The organism is Pollutimonas bauzanensis (assembly GCF_900129885.1).
Classification (GTDB): Bacteria; Pseudomonadota; Gammaproteobacteria; order Burkholderiales; family Burkholderiaceae_B; genus Pollutimonas; species Pollutimonas bauzanensis.
In genome coordinates, this window is sequence record NZ_FQXE01000010.1 from 139599 (window position 1) to 154657 (window position 15059).

Sequence of the window (15059 nt, forward strand, 5' to 3'; positions counted from 1 at the left end):
GAAAATTTGCGCGCCCCATTCTTTACACGCTAATATATTAGTGTTTTAATGACCGCAACGTTTTCATTCCCCATTCGAACAGGCCTGAATCCCATGTCACACCGCCCTTACGACTCTTTGCGTAGCGCCCGCTGGTTTGCCCCTGACGACCTGCGTTCTTTCGGCCACCGCTCCCGCCTCATGCAAATGGGTTATGCGCCCGAGGACTGGGAGGGCCGGCCCATCATCGCCATTCTCAATACCTGGTCGGATATCAACCCCTGTCATTCCCATTTCAAGCAGCGCGTCGAAGACGTCAAGCGCGGCATACTGCAAAGCGGCGGCTTTCCGATAGAATTGCCGGCGCTTTCGCTGTCGGAAAATTTCGTCAAGCCCACCACCATGCTGTACCGGAACATGCTGGCGATGGAAGCCGAGGAACTCCTGCGCAGCCATCCGGTGGACGGCGCCGTGCTGATGGGCGGATGCGACAAGACCACTCCCGGCTTGCTGATGGGCGCCATCAGCGCCGGGCTGCCGTGCATTTACCTTCCGGCCGGCCCCATGCTGCGCGGCAACTGGAAGGGGAAAGTGCTGGGCTCGGGCTCGGATGCCTGGAAATACTGGGACGAACGCCGCGCCGGAAAAATCACCAAGACGGAATGGATAGGCGTGGAAGGCGGCATTGCCCGCAGCGCCGGCACCTGCATGACCATGGGCACGGCAAGCACCATGATGGCCATCGCCGAATCCATAGGCATGACGCTGCCCGGCGCTTCGTCGATTCCCGCCGCGGATTCCAACCACATACGCATGTCGGCCGAATGCGGGCGCCGCATCGTCGACATGGTGTGGGAGGACCTGGGGCCGCAGCGCATCCTGACCCGGGACAGCTTCATGAACGCCATCGTGGTCGCCATGGCCATGGGCTGTTCCACTAACGCGGTCATTCATCTGGTCGCCATGTCGCGCCGCGCAGGCTGCGCGGTCAGCCTCGACGATTTCGACGCGGCCAGCCGCGACATTCCGGTTATCGCCAATGTGCGCCCCAGCGGCGACACCTATCTGATGGAAGATTTCTTTTACGCCGGCGGCCTGCCGGCGCTGATGGCGCGCCTCGGCGAACGCCTGCGCCTGGATGCGCTGACGGTCAACGGCCGCACGCTGGGCGAGAATATCGCCGGCGCCGAGGTCTATAACGACGACGTCATCCGCCCGCTGGACAACCCCCTCTATCCGGAAGGCGCCCTGGCGGTATTGCGCGGCAACCTCGCGCCCTCGGGCTGCGTGATCAAGCCCAGCGCCTGCGCGCCCCAGTTCCTGCAGCACACGGGGCCGGCCCTGGTTTTCGACGACTACCCCAGCATGAAGGCCGCGGTGGAAGATGAAAACCTCGACGTCACGCCAGAGCATATCCTGGTGCTGCGCAACGCCGGCCCGCAGGGCGGGCCGGGCATGCCAGAATGGGGCATGCTGCCGATACCGGCCAAGCTGATCAAGCAGGGCGTGCGCGACATGCTGCGCCTGTCCGACGCCCGCATGAGCGGCACCAGCTACGGCGCCTGCATATTGCACGTGGCCCCCGAAGCCTATATCGGCGGCAACTTGGCCCTGGTGCAAACCGGCGACCTGATCACCGTGGACGTGCCCGCCCGCCGCATTCATCTTGAAATCAGCGACGAAGAACTGGCGCGGCGCCGCGCCGCATGGACGCCGCCCCCCAAGCGTTTCGAGCGCGGCTACGGATGGATGTTCTCGCAGCATATCCTGCAAGCCGATGCGGGCTGCGATCTCGATTTCCTCGAAACCGAGTTCGGAGCCCCGAACAGCGAACCCAGTATTTATTGATTAGGAGCAAACCTTGTCCCTGAAGCCCGCCACTCGCCAGAAATTTGCAAGCATCAGCACAGCGACGCTGTGCACCGCGCTATACAAGCGCGGCTTGCGCAACCAGTTCATCCAGGATGTGCGTCCGCTCAATCCGGACCTGCCCAACATGGTCGGAATCGCGTACACGCTGCGCTATATCCCGGCGCGCGAAGACCTCAACCCCATCACCGTGTTCCAGGATCGCCAGCATCCGCAGCGCGTGGCGGTGGACCAGTGCCCCGAGGGCGCCGTCCTGGTGATGGACAGCCGCAAGAATGCCCGCGCGGCGTCGGCGGGCTCGATACTGGTGTCGCGCCTCATGAAGCGCGGCGCGGCCGGCGTGGTCACCGACGGCGGCTTTCGCGACTCGCCCGAAATCGCCCGCCTGCCCTTCCCGGCCTACCATAAGCGCCCTTCCGCCCCGACCAATCTGACGCTGCACCAGGCTCTGGACATCAATGTGCCCATAGGCTGCGGCGACGTCGCCGTGTTTCCGGGCGACATCATCGTGGGCGACGCCGAGGGCGTGGTGGTGATACCGGCGCACCTGGCCGACGAAATCGCCGACGAAGCGGTCGAAATGACGGCTTACGAAGACTTTGTCACCGAAGAAGTGCTCGACGGGCGATCCATCATCGGGCTTTATCCCGCCACCGACGAAAAAGCCCGCAGCGATTTTGCCGCCTGGCGGCAGGCCAAGGGCCGATAAGAATCGTCACGCAAGGCATGCATGACCGTTACGTCGCCGCGCTCACCCAGCGCCTGGGGGAACTGGTGGTGGACGACGCCCTGAAGACCGGCACGCATATCGGGCCCGTCGTCGATGGACGGCAGCTCGAACAGAACTTGTCCTATATCGACATCGGCCGCAAGGAAGGCGCCACGCTGGTCACCGGCGGCCAGGCGCTGGCCGCGGCGGGCGTGGACTATCACGTGCCATTCGGCGGCCGCAAGGGTTCGAGCTTTGGCCCGCGCGAACAGGGGCGCTACGCGGCCGAGTTCTATACCGTCGTCAAGACCGCCTACACGCGGGCCTGAGGCCGGGCTGGCCGGCGGGCCCTATTGAACCGCGATATTATTGTCCTTGATGATCTTGTTATAAAGCTCGAAGTCATCGTTGATCTTCTTGGAGAATTCTTTCGGACTCGAACCGACCGGCAGCCCGCCCTGGCCGATCAATTGCTCGCTGAACTTCGCGTCCGAGAGCAATTGCTTCACGTCGCCGGAAACCTTGTCCACGATGGCTGCCGGCGTTCCCGCCGGAGCCAGCAGACCCACCCAGGAAACGGAGTTGTAGCCGTCCAGGCCGCTCTCGGCGATGGTGGGCACGTCGGGAAACGAAGGGTAGCGCTTGGAGCTGGTCACGCCCAGGGCTTGCAAGGCGCCCTGCTTGACAAAAGGCCCGCTGCCCATGACCGTGCCGAACGTCACATTGACTTGCCCGCCTATCAAATTGGAAATCGCCGGCCCCTCCCCCGCGAAAGGAACGTGGGTCATCTTTACGCCGGCGGCATTCTGGAACGCCTCGGAAGCCAGTTGCATGGAACTGCCGGCTCCCGATGAGCTGAAGAACAATTCCCCCGGCCTTTTCTTGGCCGCATCGATCAAGTCCTTCACCGAGCCTATCCCCTCTTTGGGATTGACCACCAGGATCAGCGGCAGCTCCACCACTTGGGTGATCGGAGCAAATGCGGTCTTGGGGTCGTATGGCAGCTTGTACAGGGAAGGATTGATGGACTGCGTTCCGATATTGCCCATCAGCAGGGTGTAGCCATCAGGCTTGGCCCGCGCCACTTGCGCCGCGCCTATCGACCCGGCCGCCCCTCCCTTGTTTTCGACCACCACCGACTGGCCCCACATTTCGCCCAGTTTCTGGGCCAGGATCCGGGTCGTCGTATCGGTGCCGCCGCCAGGAGAGAATGGCACGACTATGGTTACCTGGCGGGCGGGATAAGCGCCGGCGTCATTGGCCTGGGCAGTGATGGACGCCAGGGCCAGACAGGCGGCGGCGCTCAGCTTGATGGAGGTTTTCATATTGGCAATGTACTCCTGAGGAAGATATATATACTAATATATTACTATCTCAATGATAGTAGCCTTTGCACCGCCAGCGCAATATCGGCAAAAACCCTAGTCACTGGAATGACGGAAAAAAAGGGCGCTTTTTGCCTTGGGGCGGCCCGGCGGCAAAAAAACCCCCACGCTGCGCCTATCGGCTTGCTGCCCCCCAAGGGGGCGCTTTTTGCCTTGGGGCGGCCCGGCGGCAAAAAAACCACCGCCGAGGCGGTGGCTTATTTGCTGCTTGCGCGGGCTACTGGACCGCCATCAGGGGAATCTCGGCGATGCGCGCCTTCCATTCCCTGGGCCCGGTTTCATGCACCGACGTGCCGGTGGAGTCCACCGCCACGGTCACAGGCATGTCCTGCACGTCGAATTCATAGATGGCTTCCATGCCCAGGTCTTCGAAGCCCACCACTTTGGCGGCGCGTATGGCCTTGGAAACCAGGTAGGCCGACCCGCCGACCGCCATCAGGTAGGCCGAGCCATGCCGGCGTATGGACTCGATCGCAACCGGCCCGCGCTCGGCCTTGCCTATCATGGAAATCAGCCCGGTCTTCTCCAGCATCATGTCGGTGAAGCTGTCCATGCGGGTAGCCGTGGTGGGGCCGGCCGGGCCGACGACCTCTTCGCGCACGGGATCGACCGGGCCGACATAATAGATGACCCGGTTGGTGAAGTCGACGGGCAGCTGTTCGCCCTTTTCGAGCATGTCGTGAATGCGCTTGTGGGCGGCGTCGCGGCCGGTCAGCATTTTGCCCGACAGCAGCAGGGTCTGGCCGGGCTTCCACGCGGCGACCTGTTCCCTGGTCAGCGTGTTCAGGTCCACCTGCAATGACTTGTTGTAGTCCGGCGCCCAGTGCACATCGGGCCAATCCGACAGCGACGGCGGCGTCAGCTGCGCCGGGCCCGAACCGTCGAGCTCGAAATGCACATGGCGCGTCGCGGCGCAATTGGGAATCATGGCCACGGGCTTGGACGCCGCGTGGGTCGGGAAGGTATGGATCTTCACATCCAGGACCGTGGTCAGGCCGCCCAGGCCCTGCGCGCCTATGCCCAGCGCATTCACTTTCTGGTAAATCTCGATGCGCAGTTCTTCGAGCTTGTTCTGCGGGCCGCGCTGCAGCAGCTCGTACATGTCGATGTCTTCCATCAGGGATTGCTTGGCCATCAGCATGGCTTTTTCGGCGGTTCCGCCCACCCCTATGCCCAGCATTCCCGGCGGGCACCAGCCGGCGCCCATTTGCGGCACGGTCTTCAATACCCAGTCGATCAGCGAATCGCTGGGGTTGAGCATGGCGAACTTGGATTTGTTCTCCGAGCCGCCGCCCTTGGCCGCCACCTGCACGTCGACCTTGTCGCCGGCGACAAGGTCGACGCTGATGATACAGGGCGTGTTGTCGCGCGTGTTCTTGCGCGTGAACAGGGGGTCGGAAAGAATCGACGCACGCAGGGGATTGTCCGGGTTCAGGTAGCCCTGGCGCACGCCCTCGTCGCACAATTCCTGCATGCCGCGCCGCGTGTCGAAGCGCACGCCCATGCCTATCTTCAGGAATACGTTGACCACGCCGGTGTCCTGGCAAATAGGACGATGGCCCTCGGCGCACATGCGCGAGTTGGTCAGTATCTGCGCGATCGCGTCTTTGGCCGCGGGGCTTTCTTCGAGATCGTAGGCGCGCGCCAGATGCTGGATGTAATCGGCCGGATGGTAATAGCTGATGAATTGCACGGCGTCCGCGATGGACTGGATCAGGTCGTTTTCTTTGATTATCGTGGTCATATTGCGGGTTCAATCGTAAAAAAGGCGGGCAACGCAAAGCCCGCCGGATTTCTGGCCGGTTGCGCCAGGCTTATTTGCCGGTCCAGACGGGCTGGCGCTTTTCGGCAAAGGCGGTCGCGCCTTCCTTGGCGTCGGCCGAGACAAAGATATGGGCCACGCGCGGGCGCTGCAGATCGAACATGTCGGCCTGGCGCCAATCGCGTGATTCGGTCACGATTTTCTTGGCGGTCTGCACCGCGAGCGGCCCGTTGGCGGCCACGATGCGGGCCAGCGCCAGGGCGCCTTCGAGCGCCTGGCCGGGCTCGACCAGCTTGTTCACCAGCCCATAATGATGCGCTCGCGCGGCCGGCAGCATTTCGCCGGTGAGCACGGCTTCCATGGCGATATGGTAGGGAATGCGGCCGGGCAGGCGGACCATGCCGCCCGACCCGGGCACGATCCCGCGCTTGACTTCCGGAAGCCCGAAATTGGCGTTGTTGGCCGCGACTATCATGTCGCAGGCCAAAGCCATTTCGCAGCCGCCCGCCAGCGCATAGCCTTCGACCGCGGCGATCAGCGGCTTTCTGGGTGGCTTTTCGCACAGGCCGGCAAAGCCGCGGCCTTCGACCAGCGGGCGCTGCCCGTTGAACGCAAAGGCTTTCAGGTCCATGCCCGAGGAAAAAGTGTTGCCGGCCCCCGTCAGGATGCCTATCACCACGTCGTCGTTGGCATCAAGCTGGTCGAAGGCCCTGGCCAGTTCGTGAGCGGTTTCGTAGTTGACGGCGTTGCGCGCCTCTGGCCTATTGACCGTAATGATCTGGACACGATCGATGATTTCCACTTTTACCAAGTCAGACATAGAACAATTCCCAAAAAAGCCGCGACGCCGACATGCGCCTGTTGAAGATGGTCGATAACCCAATATCATACGACCAATTGCCGCGGGCCCCGGGAGCCGGCCCGCCTTCTTTGGCGCGAACCAGTTAAAATTGAAAAATTTTGCGGCTCATCGCTTTACTGGCCTTCGCTCATGCTCACTTTTCAGCAAATCATTTTGACGCTCCAGCAATACTGGGACAAGCAGGGCTGCGCCCTTCTGCAGCCCTATGACATGGAAGTCGGCGCCGGCACCTCGCACACGGCGACATTCCTGCGGTCGATCGGGCCGGAGCCATGGCGCGCGGCGTATGTGCAGCCTTCGCGCCGCCCCAAGGATGGCCGCTACGGCGAAAACCCCAATCGCCTGCAGCACTACTACCAGTATCAGGTGGTGCTCAAGCCCGCCCCCACCGACATCCTGGATCTGTATATCGGTTCGCTGGTCGCCCTGGGCATAGATCCGCGCGAGCATGACATCCGCTTTGTCGAGGACGACTGGGAAAACCCCACGCTGGGCGCCTGGGGCCTGGGCTGGGAAGTCTGGCTCAATGGCATGGAAGTCACCCAGTTCACCTACTTCCAGCAAGTGGGCGGCCTGGACTGCAACCCCACTACCGGCGAGATCACCTACGGGCTCGAGCGGCTGGCCATGTATCTGCAAGGGGTGGAAAGCGTATACGACCTGGTGTGGACCGAAGGCGCGCAAGGGCGCAAAGTGCTCTACCGCGACGTCTTCCACCAGAACGAAGTCGAGCAATCCACCTACAACTTCGAGCATGCCTCGATTCCCATGCTGCTGGCGCATTTCAACGACTACGAGGCTGAAGCCCAGCGCCTCATCGAAGTGCCGCTGGCGCTGCCGGCCTACGAGGCCACGCTCAAGGCGGCGCATACCTTCAACATGCTGGATGCGCGCGGCGCCATCAGCGTGACCGAAAGGGCGACCTATATCGGCCGCATCCGCAACCTGTCGCGCGCGGTAGCCCAGGCTTATTTTGACTCACGCGAACAACTTGGATTCCCCATGCTAGTCCAGCGCAACGCTGCGGAGGCCGCGCTATGACGACAGCCGCCGCAACCATCCGGCCATTGCTGATTGAACTGCTTACCGAGGAATTGCCGCCCAAGGCGCTGCAAAAACTCGGCCTGGCCTTTGCCGAAGGCTTGCGCAAGATACTGGATCAGCACCATCTGCTGGCGCCCGGCTGCGGCGTCAGCGACTTTTCCACGCCGCGCCGCCTGGCCGTCGTGCTGGGCGCGGTACTGGCCCAGGCGCCCGAACAGACCTATACCGAAAAACTCATGCCGGCCAAGATCGGCCTGGACGATACCGGCGGGATCAGCCCCGCGCTGGCGAAGAAGCTGGCCGCTAAAGGCCTGGGCCATCTCGCGGCCGCCGACCTGATCACGGAATCCGACGGCAAGCAGGACTACCTGTACGCCAGGGGCGTGGCGGCGGGCGCCGCGCTTGCCGACGGGCTGCAAGAGGCGCTGGACTACGCCATTACCCACCTGCCCATCCCCAAGGTCATGCGCTACCAGTTGGCCGACGGCGTCAGCAGCGTCAAGTTCGTGCGCCCCGCCCACCAGTTGATCGCCCTGTGGGGCAACGAGGTCATCCCGGTTCGGGCGCTGGGGCTGGATGCCGGCCGCAGGACCCTGGGCCATCGCTTCATGGCGGGCCACGCCATCGACATCGCTTCGCCCGATACCTATGAAAAGCAGCTGCACGACGACGGCAAGGTCATCGCCTCGTTCGCGCAGCGCCGCGCCCTCATCAGCCGGCAGCTGCAAAGCCAGGCCCAGGCGCTGGGCGCCACCATAGGCGCGGGGCCGGAAGTCGACGCCCTGCTGGAAGAAGTCACCGCGCTGGTCGAGCATCCCACCGTGTATGTCGGCGCATTCGAAGAGCAGTTCCTGCAGGTGCCGCCCGAATGCCTGATCCTGACCATGCGTTTGAATCAAAAATACTTTCCGCTGTTCGAACCCGGCAGCGGCGGGCTCACGCACCGCTTCCTGATCGTCAGCAATATGCAGGTCGATGATCCGGTCAATATCGTCGAAGGCAACCAGCGCGTCGTGCGCCCCCGCCTGGCGGACGCCCAGTTCTTTTTCCAGACCGATCTCAAGACCCGGCTGGCCGACCGCGTCGCCGGGCTCGCGACCAGCGTCTATCACAACAAGCTGGGCTCGCAACTGGAGCGCGTGGAGCGCGTGCGCCAGATAGCCCGCCATGTCGCCGGCCAGTTGGGAGGCAATACGGATAACGCCGATCGCGCGGCCCTGCTGGCCAAGGCCGATCTGGGCTCCAGCATGGTGGGCGAATTTCCCGAGCTGCAAGGCGTCATGGGCGCCTATTACGCCAAGGCCGACGGCGAGCCCGACGACGTCGTCCTGGCCCTGAAAGACCAATACCGCATACGCCTGGATGCGCCGGTCGACGCCGCCACCCTTACTTCGGCGGCGCTGTTCATTGCCGAACGCGTCGAAACGCTGCTGGGTATCTGGGGCATAGGCCTGGTGCCTACGGGCGAACGCGACCCCTACGGCCTGCGCCGCGCCGCGCTGGGCCTGATCAGCGCCTTCGAGCAACTGCAGGCGGGCGGCTACCTGGCCATCAGCGACAGCGACAGCCTGAACCTTGCCGAGCTGCTGGCCTTTGCCGCAAGCACCTTCGCGCCGGGCATCGCCAGCCAGGCAAGCGGCGCCGAGGTCCGGGCCTTCATCTATGAACGCTATCGCAACCTGTTGACCAACGACTTCGACCGCAATGTGGTCGACGCCGTGCTGGCGCTCGAGCCACCCTTGCACCAGGTGCATGCCCGCATACAGGCCTGCGCCAGTTTTGCGCAGCGGCCCGAGGCGGCAAGCCTGGCCGCCGCCAACAAGCGTATTGCCAATCTGCTCAAGAAAGCCGGCGCCGAGCCAGGCGCCATCGATCCGGACAAGCTAGGCGAGCCTGCCGAACAGGCTCTGGCCAAAGTCATAGCCGCGCTCAAGCCGCAAGCCCAGGCGCAACTGGCGCAAGGCGATTTCACGGCCAGCCTGGCCACCATGGCGCAAGCCAAGGACGCCGTCGACGCCTTTTTCAATGACGTCATGGTCATGGCGGACGACCCGGCCATACGCGCCAATCGCCTGGCCCTGCTGGCCGACCTGCATCAGGTCATGAACCAGGTGGCCGACATCTCCAGGTTAGCCCAGTGAAACTTGCCATACTCGACCGCGACGGCGTGATCAATTATGAAAGCCAGGCCTTCGTCAAGACTCCCGGCGAATGGATAGCCTTGCCGGGCAGCCTGGAAGCCATAGCGCGGCTGTCGCGCGCCAATTGGCGCGTCGTCATCGCCAGCAACCAGTCGGGCGTGGCGCGCGGCCTGTTCAGCATGGACGCGCTCAACGCCATTCACGCCAAATTGCGGCGCGAAGTGGCCTATGCCGGCGGCGGCATCGACGCGATCTTCGTCTGCCCGCACGGCCCCGACGACGGTTGCGCCTGCCGCAAGCCCAAGCCGGGCATGCTGCTGGACATAGCGCGCCGCTATGATATCGAACTCAAACACGTGCCCACCGTGGGCGACTCCCTGCGCGATCTGCAGGCGGGCCAGGCGGCGGGCTGCCCGACATGGCTGGTGCTTACCGGCAATGGAAAAAAAACCCGGGACGCAGGCGACCTGCCGGCAGGCACCCAGGTCAGGGACAATCTTGCCGCCGTCGTCGACGCCTGGCTTTCCGAGGAATAAACATGGCCGTATTTCGCGCTACGCTCTACCAGATCTTTCTGATCGTCACCGTCATTCCCTATGCCATCGCCTGCCTCCTGTGGGCGCCGCTGCCCTTGCACTGGCGCTATCGCCTCACCATAGGCTGGCCCCGCCTGGGCATATGGGGCGCCAAGGTGATACTGGGCATACGCTGGCAGATCAAAGGCGCGGAAAATCTTCCCGACGGCCCCGCCGTCATGCTGTCCAAGCATCAGTCCGCCTGGGAAACGATGTTCATCATCGCGTATATGCCGCGAGACATGTGCTTCGTCTACAAGCGCGAACTGCACCGCGTTCCCTTCTTCGGCTGGGGCCTGGCCCTGCTGCGCATGATCCCGATAGACCGCGCCAAGGGGCGCGACGCCTTCGAGCAGGTCGTCAAGATCGGCCAGGAACGCATCAATGAAGGCCGTTGGCCTATACTGTTTCCGGAAGGCACGCGCATCCTGCCCGGCAAGACGGGGCGCTACAAACTCGGCGGGGCGATGCTGGCCACCCGCACCAACACGCCCATCATCCCGGTCGCCCACAACGCCGGGGAATGCTGGCAGCGCAATGCCTTTATCAAGAAACCCGGCCTCATTACCGTTTCGATCGGCCCTCTCATCGAAACCGCGGGGCTGGATGCCGAAACAGTAAACCGGAAAGTCCAGGACTGGATCGAATCCGAAATGCGCGTACTTAACCCCGAGCGATATGGGCTGGCCTGAGCAACTTCCACTGTTTCCCGATACCCCGGCTTCAACCTCGGCGCTGCAGCCCGCGCCCCAGCCCAGGGCCGAGCACGCCGTCGCCACGGCCTGCCCGCCGGCCCTGCCCCATAACGCCCGCTGGCGCGAAGTGCGGGCGGCGCAACAAACCATAGGCTATGTGCTGCAGCGGTCGCGGCGCAAAAGCATAGGCCTGACCATCAACGACGATGGCCTGCAGGTCACGGCGCCCAATTGGGTCACGCTGGGCCAGATCGACGCCACCGTGGTCGAGAAAGCGCCCTGGATACTGGGGAAATTGCGCATCCGGCAAGCGCGCCAGCAGCACCTGGCCACCGCCGATACCCTGTGGCAGAATGGCGGCACCATTCCCTATCTGGGCAGGCGCATCGTCCTGAAGCTGGACGGCATGCAAAAAACGCCGGTGTTCCAGGGCGCGCCCTTCGCGCCCGAGCATGGCAATGTGCTCAGCCTGCCGCTGCCGGCCGACGCGGATCGCAACCGGGTGCGCGACAGCGTGCACTCATGGCTGCAGCAGCAGGCCCTGGCCTGGTTCGGCCAGCGCCTGCAGCATTTCCTGGATGCCAGCCAGCTGACGATACGCCGCTGGAGGCTTTCGTCGGCCGCCACCCGCTGGGGATCGTGCAGCAGCGACGGCAATATCATGCTGAACTGGCGCTTGATACACTTCGAACACGATATCATTGACTATGTGATCGCCCATGAAATCGCCCATTTGCGTGAAATGAACCACAGCAAGGACTTCTGGCGCGAAGTGGGGCTGATACTGCCCGGCTTCGAACGATCGCGCAATGCCCTGCGGCAGCATGATCCCGGCTCATTGCCGCTGCTCTGACGCCCCGTTCCTGTTACCCCGAATAATCTGAAGGAGAAAACCATGCGTTTGCTACATACCATGCTGCGCGTCGGCGACCTGGACCGCTCGCTGATGTTCTACACCGATGTGCTGGGAATGAAACTGCTGCGCCGCAAAGACTATCCCGACGGCAAATTCACCCTGGCCTTTGTCGGCTACCAGGATGAAAGCGAAGGCGCCGTCATCGAGCTGACCCATAATTGGGACACCCCGGCCTACGACCTGGGCAATGGCTATGGCCACATCGCCCTGGAAGTGGAAGACGCCTATGACGCCTGTGCCCGCATCAAGGAAAAGGGCGGCAATGTAACGCGCGAAGCCGGCCCCATGAAGCACGGCCAGACCGTCATTGCCTTCGTGGAAGACCCCGATGGCTACAAGATAGAACTGATACAGCGCAAGGAACGGGCCGACTAGGCCCGGTCCGCCGGAAAAGCCGCCGGCCCTAGGCCGGCTGACGGTCGAAGGCGCCGGGCGGGAAGTCATCCACTTCGATGACCGCGGCGACCGCCTCTTCGGCCGCCTCCAGCGAACCGGCCTGGGCATCGGTGATGGCGCCATTGGCATGGGCCACGCGCCAGTCCTTCAGGCCCGCGTGCCTGATGCGATCGAGGACCGGCTGCACCTCGACCACCAGCTCAAAGGCGCGCTCCAGCCGTTCCACGCCGGGGTTGTCGTGCCCTTCCCAGACCGCGCCGACCAGCCGGTCGCGGGTATCGGAGGGCTCCAGGAGGATATTGGCGCAAAGCGCCGTGGTTTTATCCAGCGGCGGCGCCGCCCGCAGGCCTGGCGGCAGCAGCAGCGCCCGCAAAACCCATCCGGCGCTGCGCAAGGGCAGATTGAGCAGCACGTCGTCCAGGCGCTTTTCGATGGTGGCGCAAGCCTGTTGGGAGCACCACTTCACCAGCGGCAGGTCGGACTCATGCTGGCCTTCATCCTGCCAGCGCTTGAGCACGGCGGACAGCAGATAGAGCTCGGCCAGCACGTCGCCCAGGCGGGCGGAAAGCATCTCCTTGCGCTTGAGCGAGCCGCCCAGCGTCAGCAGCGCCACTTCCGAGACCAGGGCGAATGCCGCGGCGTAGCGCTCCAGGCCGCGATAGTAGGGGGCCGCCGGCCCCACACCCTTGGGCGCGGCGGCAAAACGGCCCGCCGTCCAGGCCATGCCGATGGCCCTCAGGGCGTTCTTCGCGCTATGGGCCAGGTGCTTCCAGATGACCGCGTCGAAGGCGTCCTCGCCGGCGGCCAGGTCGCTGTCGCCCAGGGCCACCACTTCCTTCATGAGATAAGGATGGGCCCGGATGGCGCCCTGCCCGAATATGATGAGGCTGCGGGTAAGGATATTGGCGCCCTCCACCGTGATGGCCACCGGCAGGGCCCGATACAGATTGCCCAGGTAGTTGCCGGGGCCGTCGATGACCGCCTTGCCCGCGTGTATGTCCATGGCGTCGTTTACCGATAGCCGCATGCGTTCGGTGGCGTGCAGCTTCATGATGGCCGACACTACCGACGGCTTGTATCCCAGTTGCAGGCCCGCGCAGGTGAAGCGGCGCGCGGCTTCGACCAGATAGGCATTGCCGGCCAGGCGGCCGAGCTTTTCCTGCACGCCTTCGAATTTGCCGACGGGGATGCCGAACTGCGTGCGAACGCGGGCATATGCCCCCGAAGTATGCGCCGCAAACACACAGGCGGCCGCCGACAATGAAGGCAGGGAAATGCCCCGGCCGGCGGCCAGGGCGCTCATCAGCATTTGCCAGCCCTGCCCCGCGCGCTCCACGCCGCCTATCAGGGCGTCAAGGGGGACGAACACGTCAGTGCCTTCGGTAGGGCCGTTCTGGAAGGCCTGCATCGCGGGCAGATGGCGCCGTCCCGTGACGACGCCGGGCAGATGAGTCGGCACCAGCGCCACGGAAATCCCCAATTCCCGCTCGCCGCCTATGAGCCGTTCGGGGTCCGACAGCTTGAACGCCAGGCCCAGCACCGTCGCCACCGGGCTCAGGGTAATGTAGCGCTTGCGCCAATTGAGCAGGATGCCCAGGGTATCGACGCCGTCGATATCGCGCCGGCATACCACGCCGGTGTCGGTCATGGCCGCGGCGTCGGAACCGGCTTCAGGGCTGGTAAGGCCGAAACACGGGATTTCCTCGCCGCGCGCAAGGCGCGGCAGCCAATATAGCCGCTGCTCCTCGGTGCCGAACTGCATGAGAAGCTCTCCGGGGCCCAGGGAATTCGGAACCATGACGGTGACTGCTGCAGTGACCGAGCGCACGGACAGCCGGCGCACGACTTCCGAATGGGCGTAGGGCGAGAAGCCCAGCCCGCCATATTCCTGCGGGATGATCATGCCGAAAAAGCCGTGCTGCTTGAGGAAGGCCCAGACATCCTCGGGCAGGTCGCCATGCTTCCAGGTGATGTCCCAATCATTGAGCATGCGGCATACCTGGGCCACGGGGCCGTCCATGAAGGCGCGTTCGCCGGCGGTTAGTGCGACCGGCCTTGCATTGACCAGGGTGCGCCAGTCGGGCTTGCCCGAAAAGAGCTGGGCATCCCACCATACGTCGCCGGCTTCGATGGCTTGCCTCTCGGTTGGCGACAGGGTCGGCATTGTTTCGCGCGCCTTGCGGTATAAAGGCTCAGTCAGCCACTGGCGGCGCCAGGCTCTCCAATTCATGATGATCCCTTTGTTGCTTTATCTCTTGCTATGATAAATGCCATTATCTACCGAAAAACCGGATGCATGTCCGCAGTGTGGCCCATATGTCGCAGACCAACCCCGTCCCGATACGCGAGGCTTGCCCGCCTGGCGCCTGCACCTGCGAGCGCGACGGCCTGTTGAACGAGGCCGGCGGCGATACCCGCGTGCTGATGCTGACCAGGCAGGAAGAAAAAAAGCTCATCGAGCGCATCGAGAATATTTCCAGCTATGCCGACTTGAAGCATGTCGAAGAACGCATGCAGGCGCAACTGGGGATTGTCCTCCGGATCACCCCGAGCGGGCGCGGAGTCCGAACCGTGCGCGGCTTCAATATCCAGCTCGCCGAGCGTCCCGGGCTTTGCCGCAAGACGCGGCAATCCATCCCCGCGGCCGTTCGCCGCTGCCTCGATAAAAACCCCGACATCGCCTACGCCCTCCTTGACGCGCACGACCTGCTCGGCGCCGGCTGAGC

General features: G+C 63.7%; 13 protein-coding genes and 1 pseudogene. 10 read left to right on the plus strand and 4 right to left on the minus strand.

Annotation, left to right across the window (positions count from 1 at the left end):
- Window positions 1-93 precede the first annotated feature (93 nt).
- The 3 genes and pseudogenes from araD to BUB23_RS17690 all read left to right on the plus strand — a co-directional run.
- A complete protein-coding gene (araD, locus tag BUB23_RS17680) occupies window positions 94-1827 on the plus strand; it encodes an L-arabinonate dehydratase (RefSeq protein WP_073105501.1) in 1734 nt (577 codons plus the stop codon).
- Window positions 1828-1846: 19 nt separating this feature from the next.
- On the plus strand, window positions 1847-2557 hold the full coding sequence (locus BUB23_RS17685; protein WP_073105657.1) for a ribonuclease activity regulator RraA: 711 nt from the start codon (window positions 1847-1849) through the stop codon (window positions 2555-2557).
- A 2-nt stretch (window positions 2558-2559) separates the two neighbouring features.
- Window positions 2560-2886: pseudogene (locus tag BUB23_RS17690) on the plus strand (aldehyde dehydrogenase family protein); the annotation flags it as partial.
- Window positions 2887-2907: 21 nt separating this feature from the next.
- On the opposite strand, the gene BUB23_RS17695 reads toward BUB23_RS17690, so the two are convergent.
- The 3 genes from BUB23_RS17695 to BUB23_RS17705 form a co-directional block, all read right to left on the minus strand.
- The gene (locus BUB23_RS17695; protein ID WP_073105507.1) at window positions 2908-3882 is read right to left on the minus strand and encodes a Bug family tripartite tricarboxylate transporter substrate binding protein; all 975 of its coding nucleotides are present in this window, start codon (window positions 3880-3882) and stop codon (window positions 2908-2910) included.
- A 277-nt stretch (window positions 3883-4159) separates the two neighbouring features.
- Complete coding sequence (locus tag BUB23_RS17700) at window positions 4160-5686, minus strand: fumarate hydratase (RefSeq protein WP_073105510.1); 1527 nt, start codon at window positions 5684-5686, stop codon at window positions 4160-4162.
- 70 nt (window positions 5687-5756) lie between these two features.
- A complete protein-coding gene (locus BUB23_RS17705) occupies window positions 5757-6524 on the minus strand; it encodes a crotonase/enoyl-CoA hydratase family protein (RefSeq protein WP_073105512.1) in 768 nt (255 codons plus the stop codon).
- Between the two features lie 171 nt (window positions 6525-6695).
- Here BUB23_RS17705 and glyQ point away from each other — a divergent pair, with 171 nt between their 5' ends.
- From glyQ to gloA, 6 genes are read left to right on the plus strand one after another with little or no spacing between them, the layout of a single operon-like run.
- Window positions 6696-7607, plus strand: a complete 912-nt coding sequence (gene glyQ, locus BUB23_RS17710) for a glycine--tRNA ligase subunit alpha (RefSeq protein ID WP_073105515.1) — start codon at window positions 6696-6698, stop codon at window positions 7605-7607.
- A complete protein-coding gene (gene glyS, locus BUB23_RS17715; RefSeq protein ID WP_073105519.1) occupies window positions 7604-9751 on the plus strand; it encodes a glycine--tRNA ligase subunit beta in 2148 nt (715 codons plus the stop codon). The genes glyQ and glyS overlap by 4 nt, the downstream gene beginning before the upstream one ends.
- The gene (gmhB, locus tag BUB23_RS17720) at window positions 9748-10287 is read left to right on the plus strand and encodes a D-glycero-beta-D-manno-heptose 1,7-bisphosphate 7-phosphatase (protein WP_073105521.1); all 540 of its coding nucleotides are present in this window, start codon (window positions 9748-9750) and stop codon (window positions 10285-10287) included. Before glyS ends, gmhB begins: the two co-directional genes overlap by 4 nt.
- Before the next feature lie 2 nt (window positions 10288-10289).
- Complete coding sequence (locus BUB23_RS17725) at window positions 10290-11018, plus strand: lysophospholipid acyltransferase family protein (protein ID WP_073105524.1); 729 nt, start codon at window positions 10290-10292, stop codon at window positions 11016-11018.
- Window positions 11005-11874 (plus strand): M48 family metallopeptidase, encoded by an 870-nt coding sequence (locus tag BUB23_RS17730; RefSeq protein ID WP_073105526.1) that lies wholly within the window; start codon window positions 11005-11007, stop codon window positions 11872-11874. Before BUB23_RS17725 ends, BUB23_RS17730 begins: the two co-directional genes overlap by 14 nt.
- 42 nt (window positions 11875-11916) lie before the next feature.
- Window positions 11917-12312, plus strand: coding sequence for a lactoylglutathione lyase (gene gloA, locus BUB23_RS17735; RefSeq protein ID WP_073105529.1), 396 nt, complete (start codon window positions 11917-11919; stop codon window positions 12310-12312).
- A gap of 28 nt (window positions 12313-12340) precedes the next feature.
- Here gloA and BUB23_RS17740 read toward each other — a convergent pair whose 3' ends face one another.
- Window positions 12341-14563, minus strand: coding sequence for an acyl-CoA dehydrogenase (locus BUB23_RS17740; protein WP_073105532.1), 2223 nt, complete (start codon window positions 14561-14563; stop codon window positions 12341-12343).
- 62 nt (window positions 14564-14625) lie between these two features.
- Here BUB23_RS17740 and BUB23_RS17745 point away from each other — a divergent pair, with 62 nt between their 5' ends.
- Window positions 14626-15057 carry a hypothetical protein gene (locus BUB23_RS17745; protein ID WP_245801314.1) on the plus strand — a complete coding sequence of 144 codons (432 nt, stop codon included), beginning with the start codon at window positions 14626-14628 and terminating at the stop codon, window positions 15055-15057.
- Window positions 15058-15059: the final 2 nt, after the last annotated feature.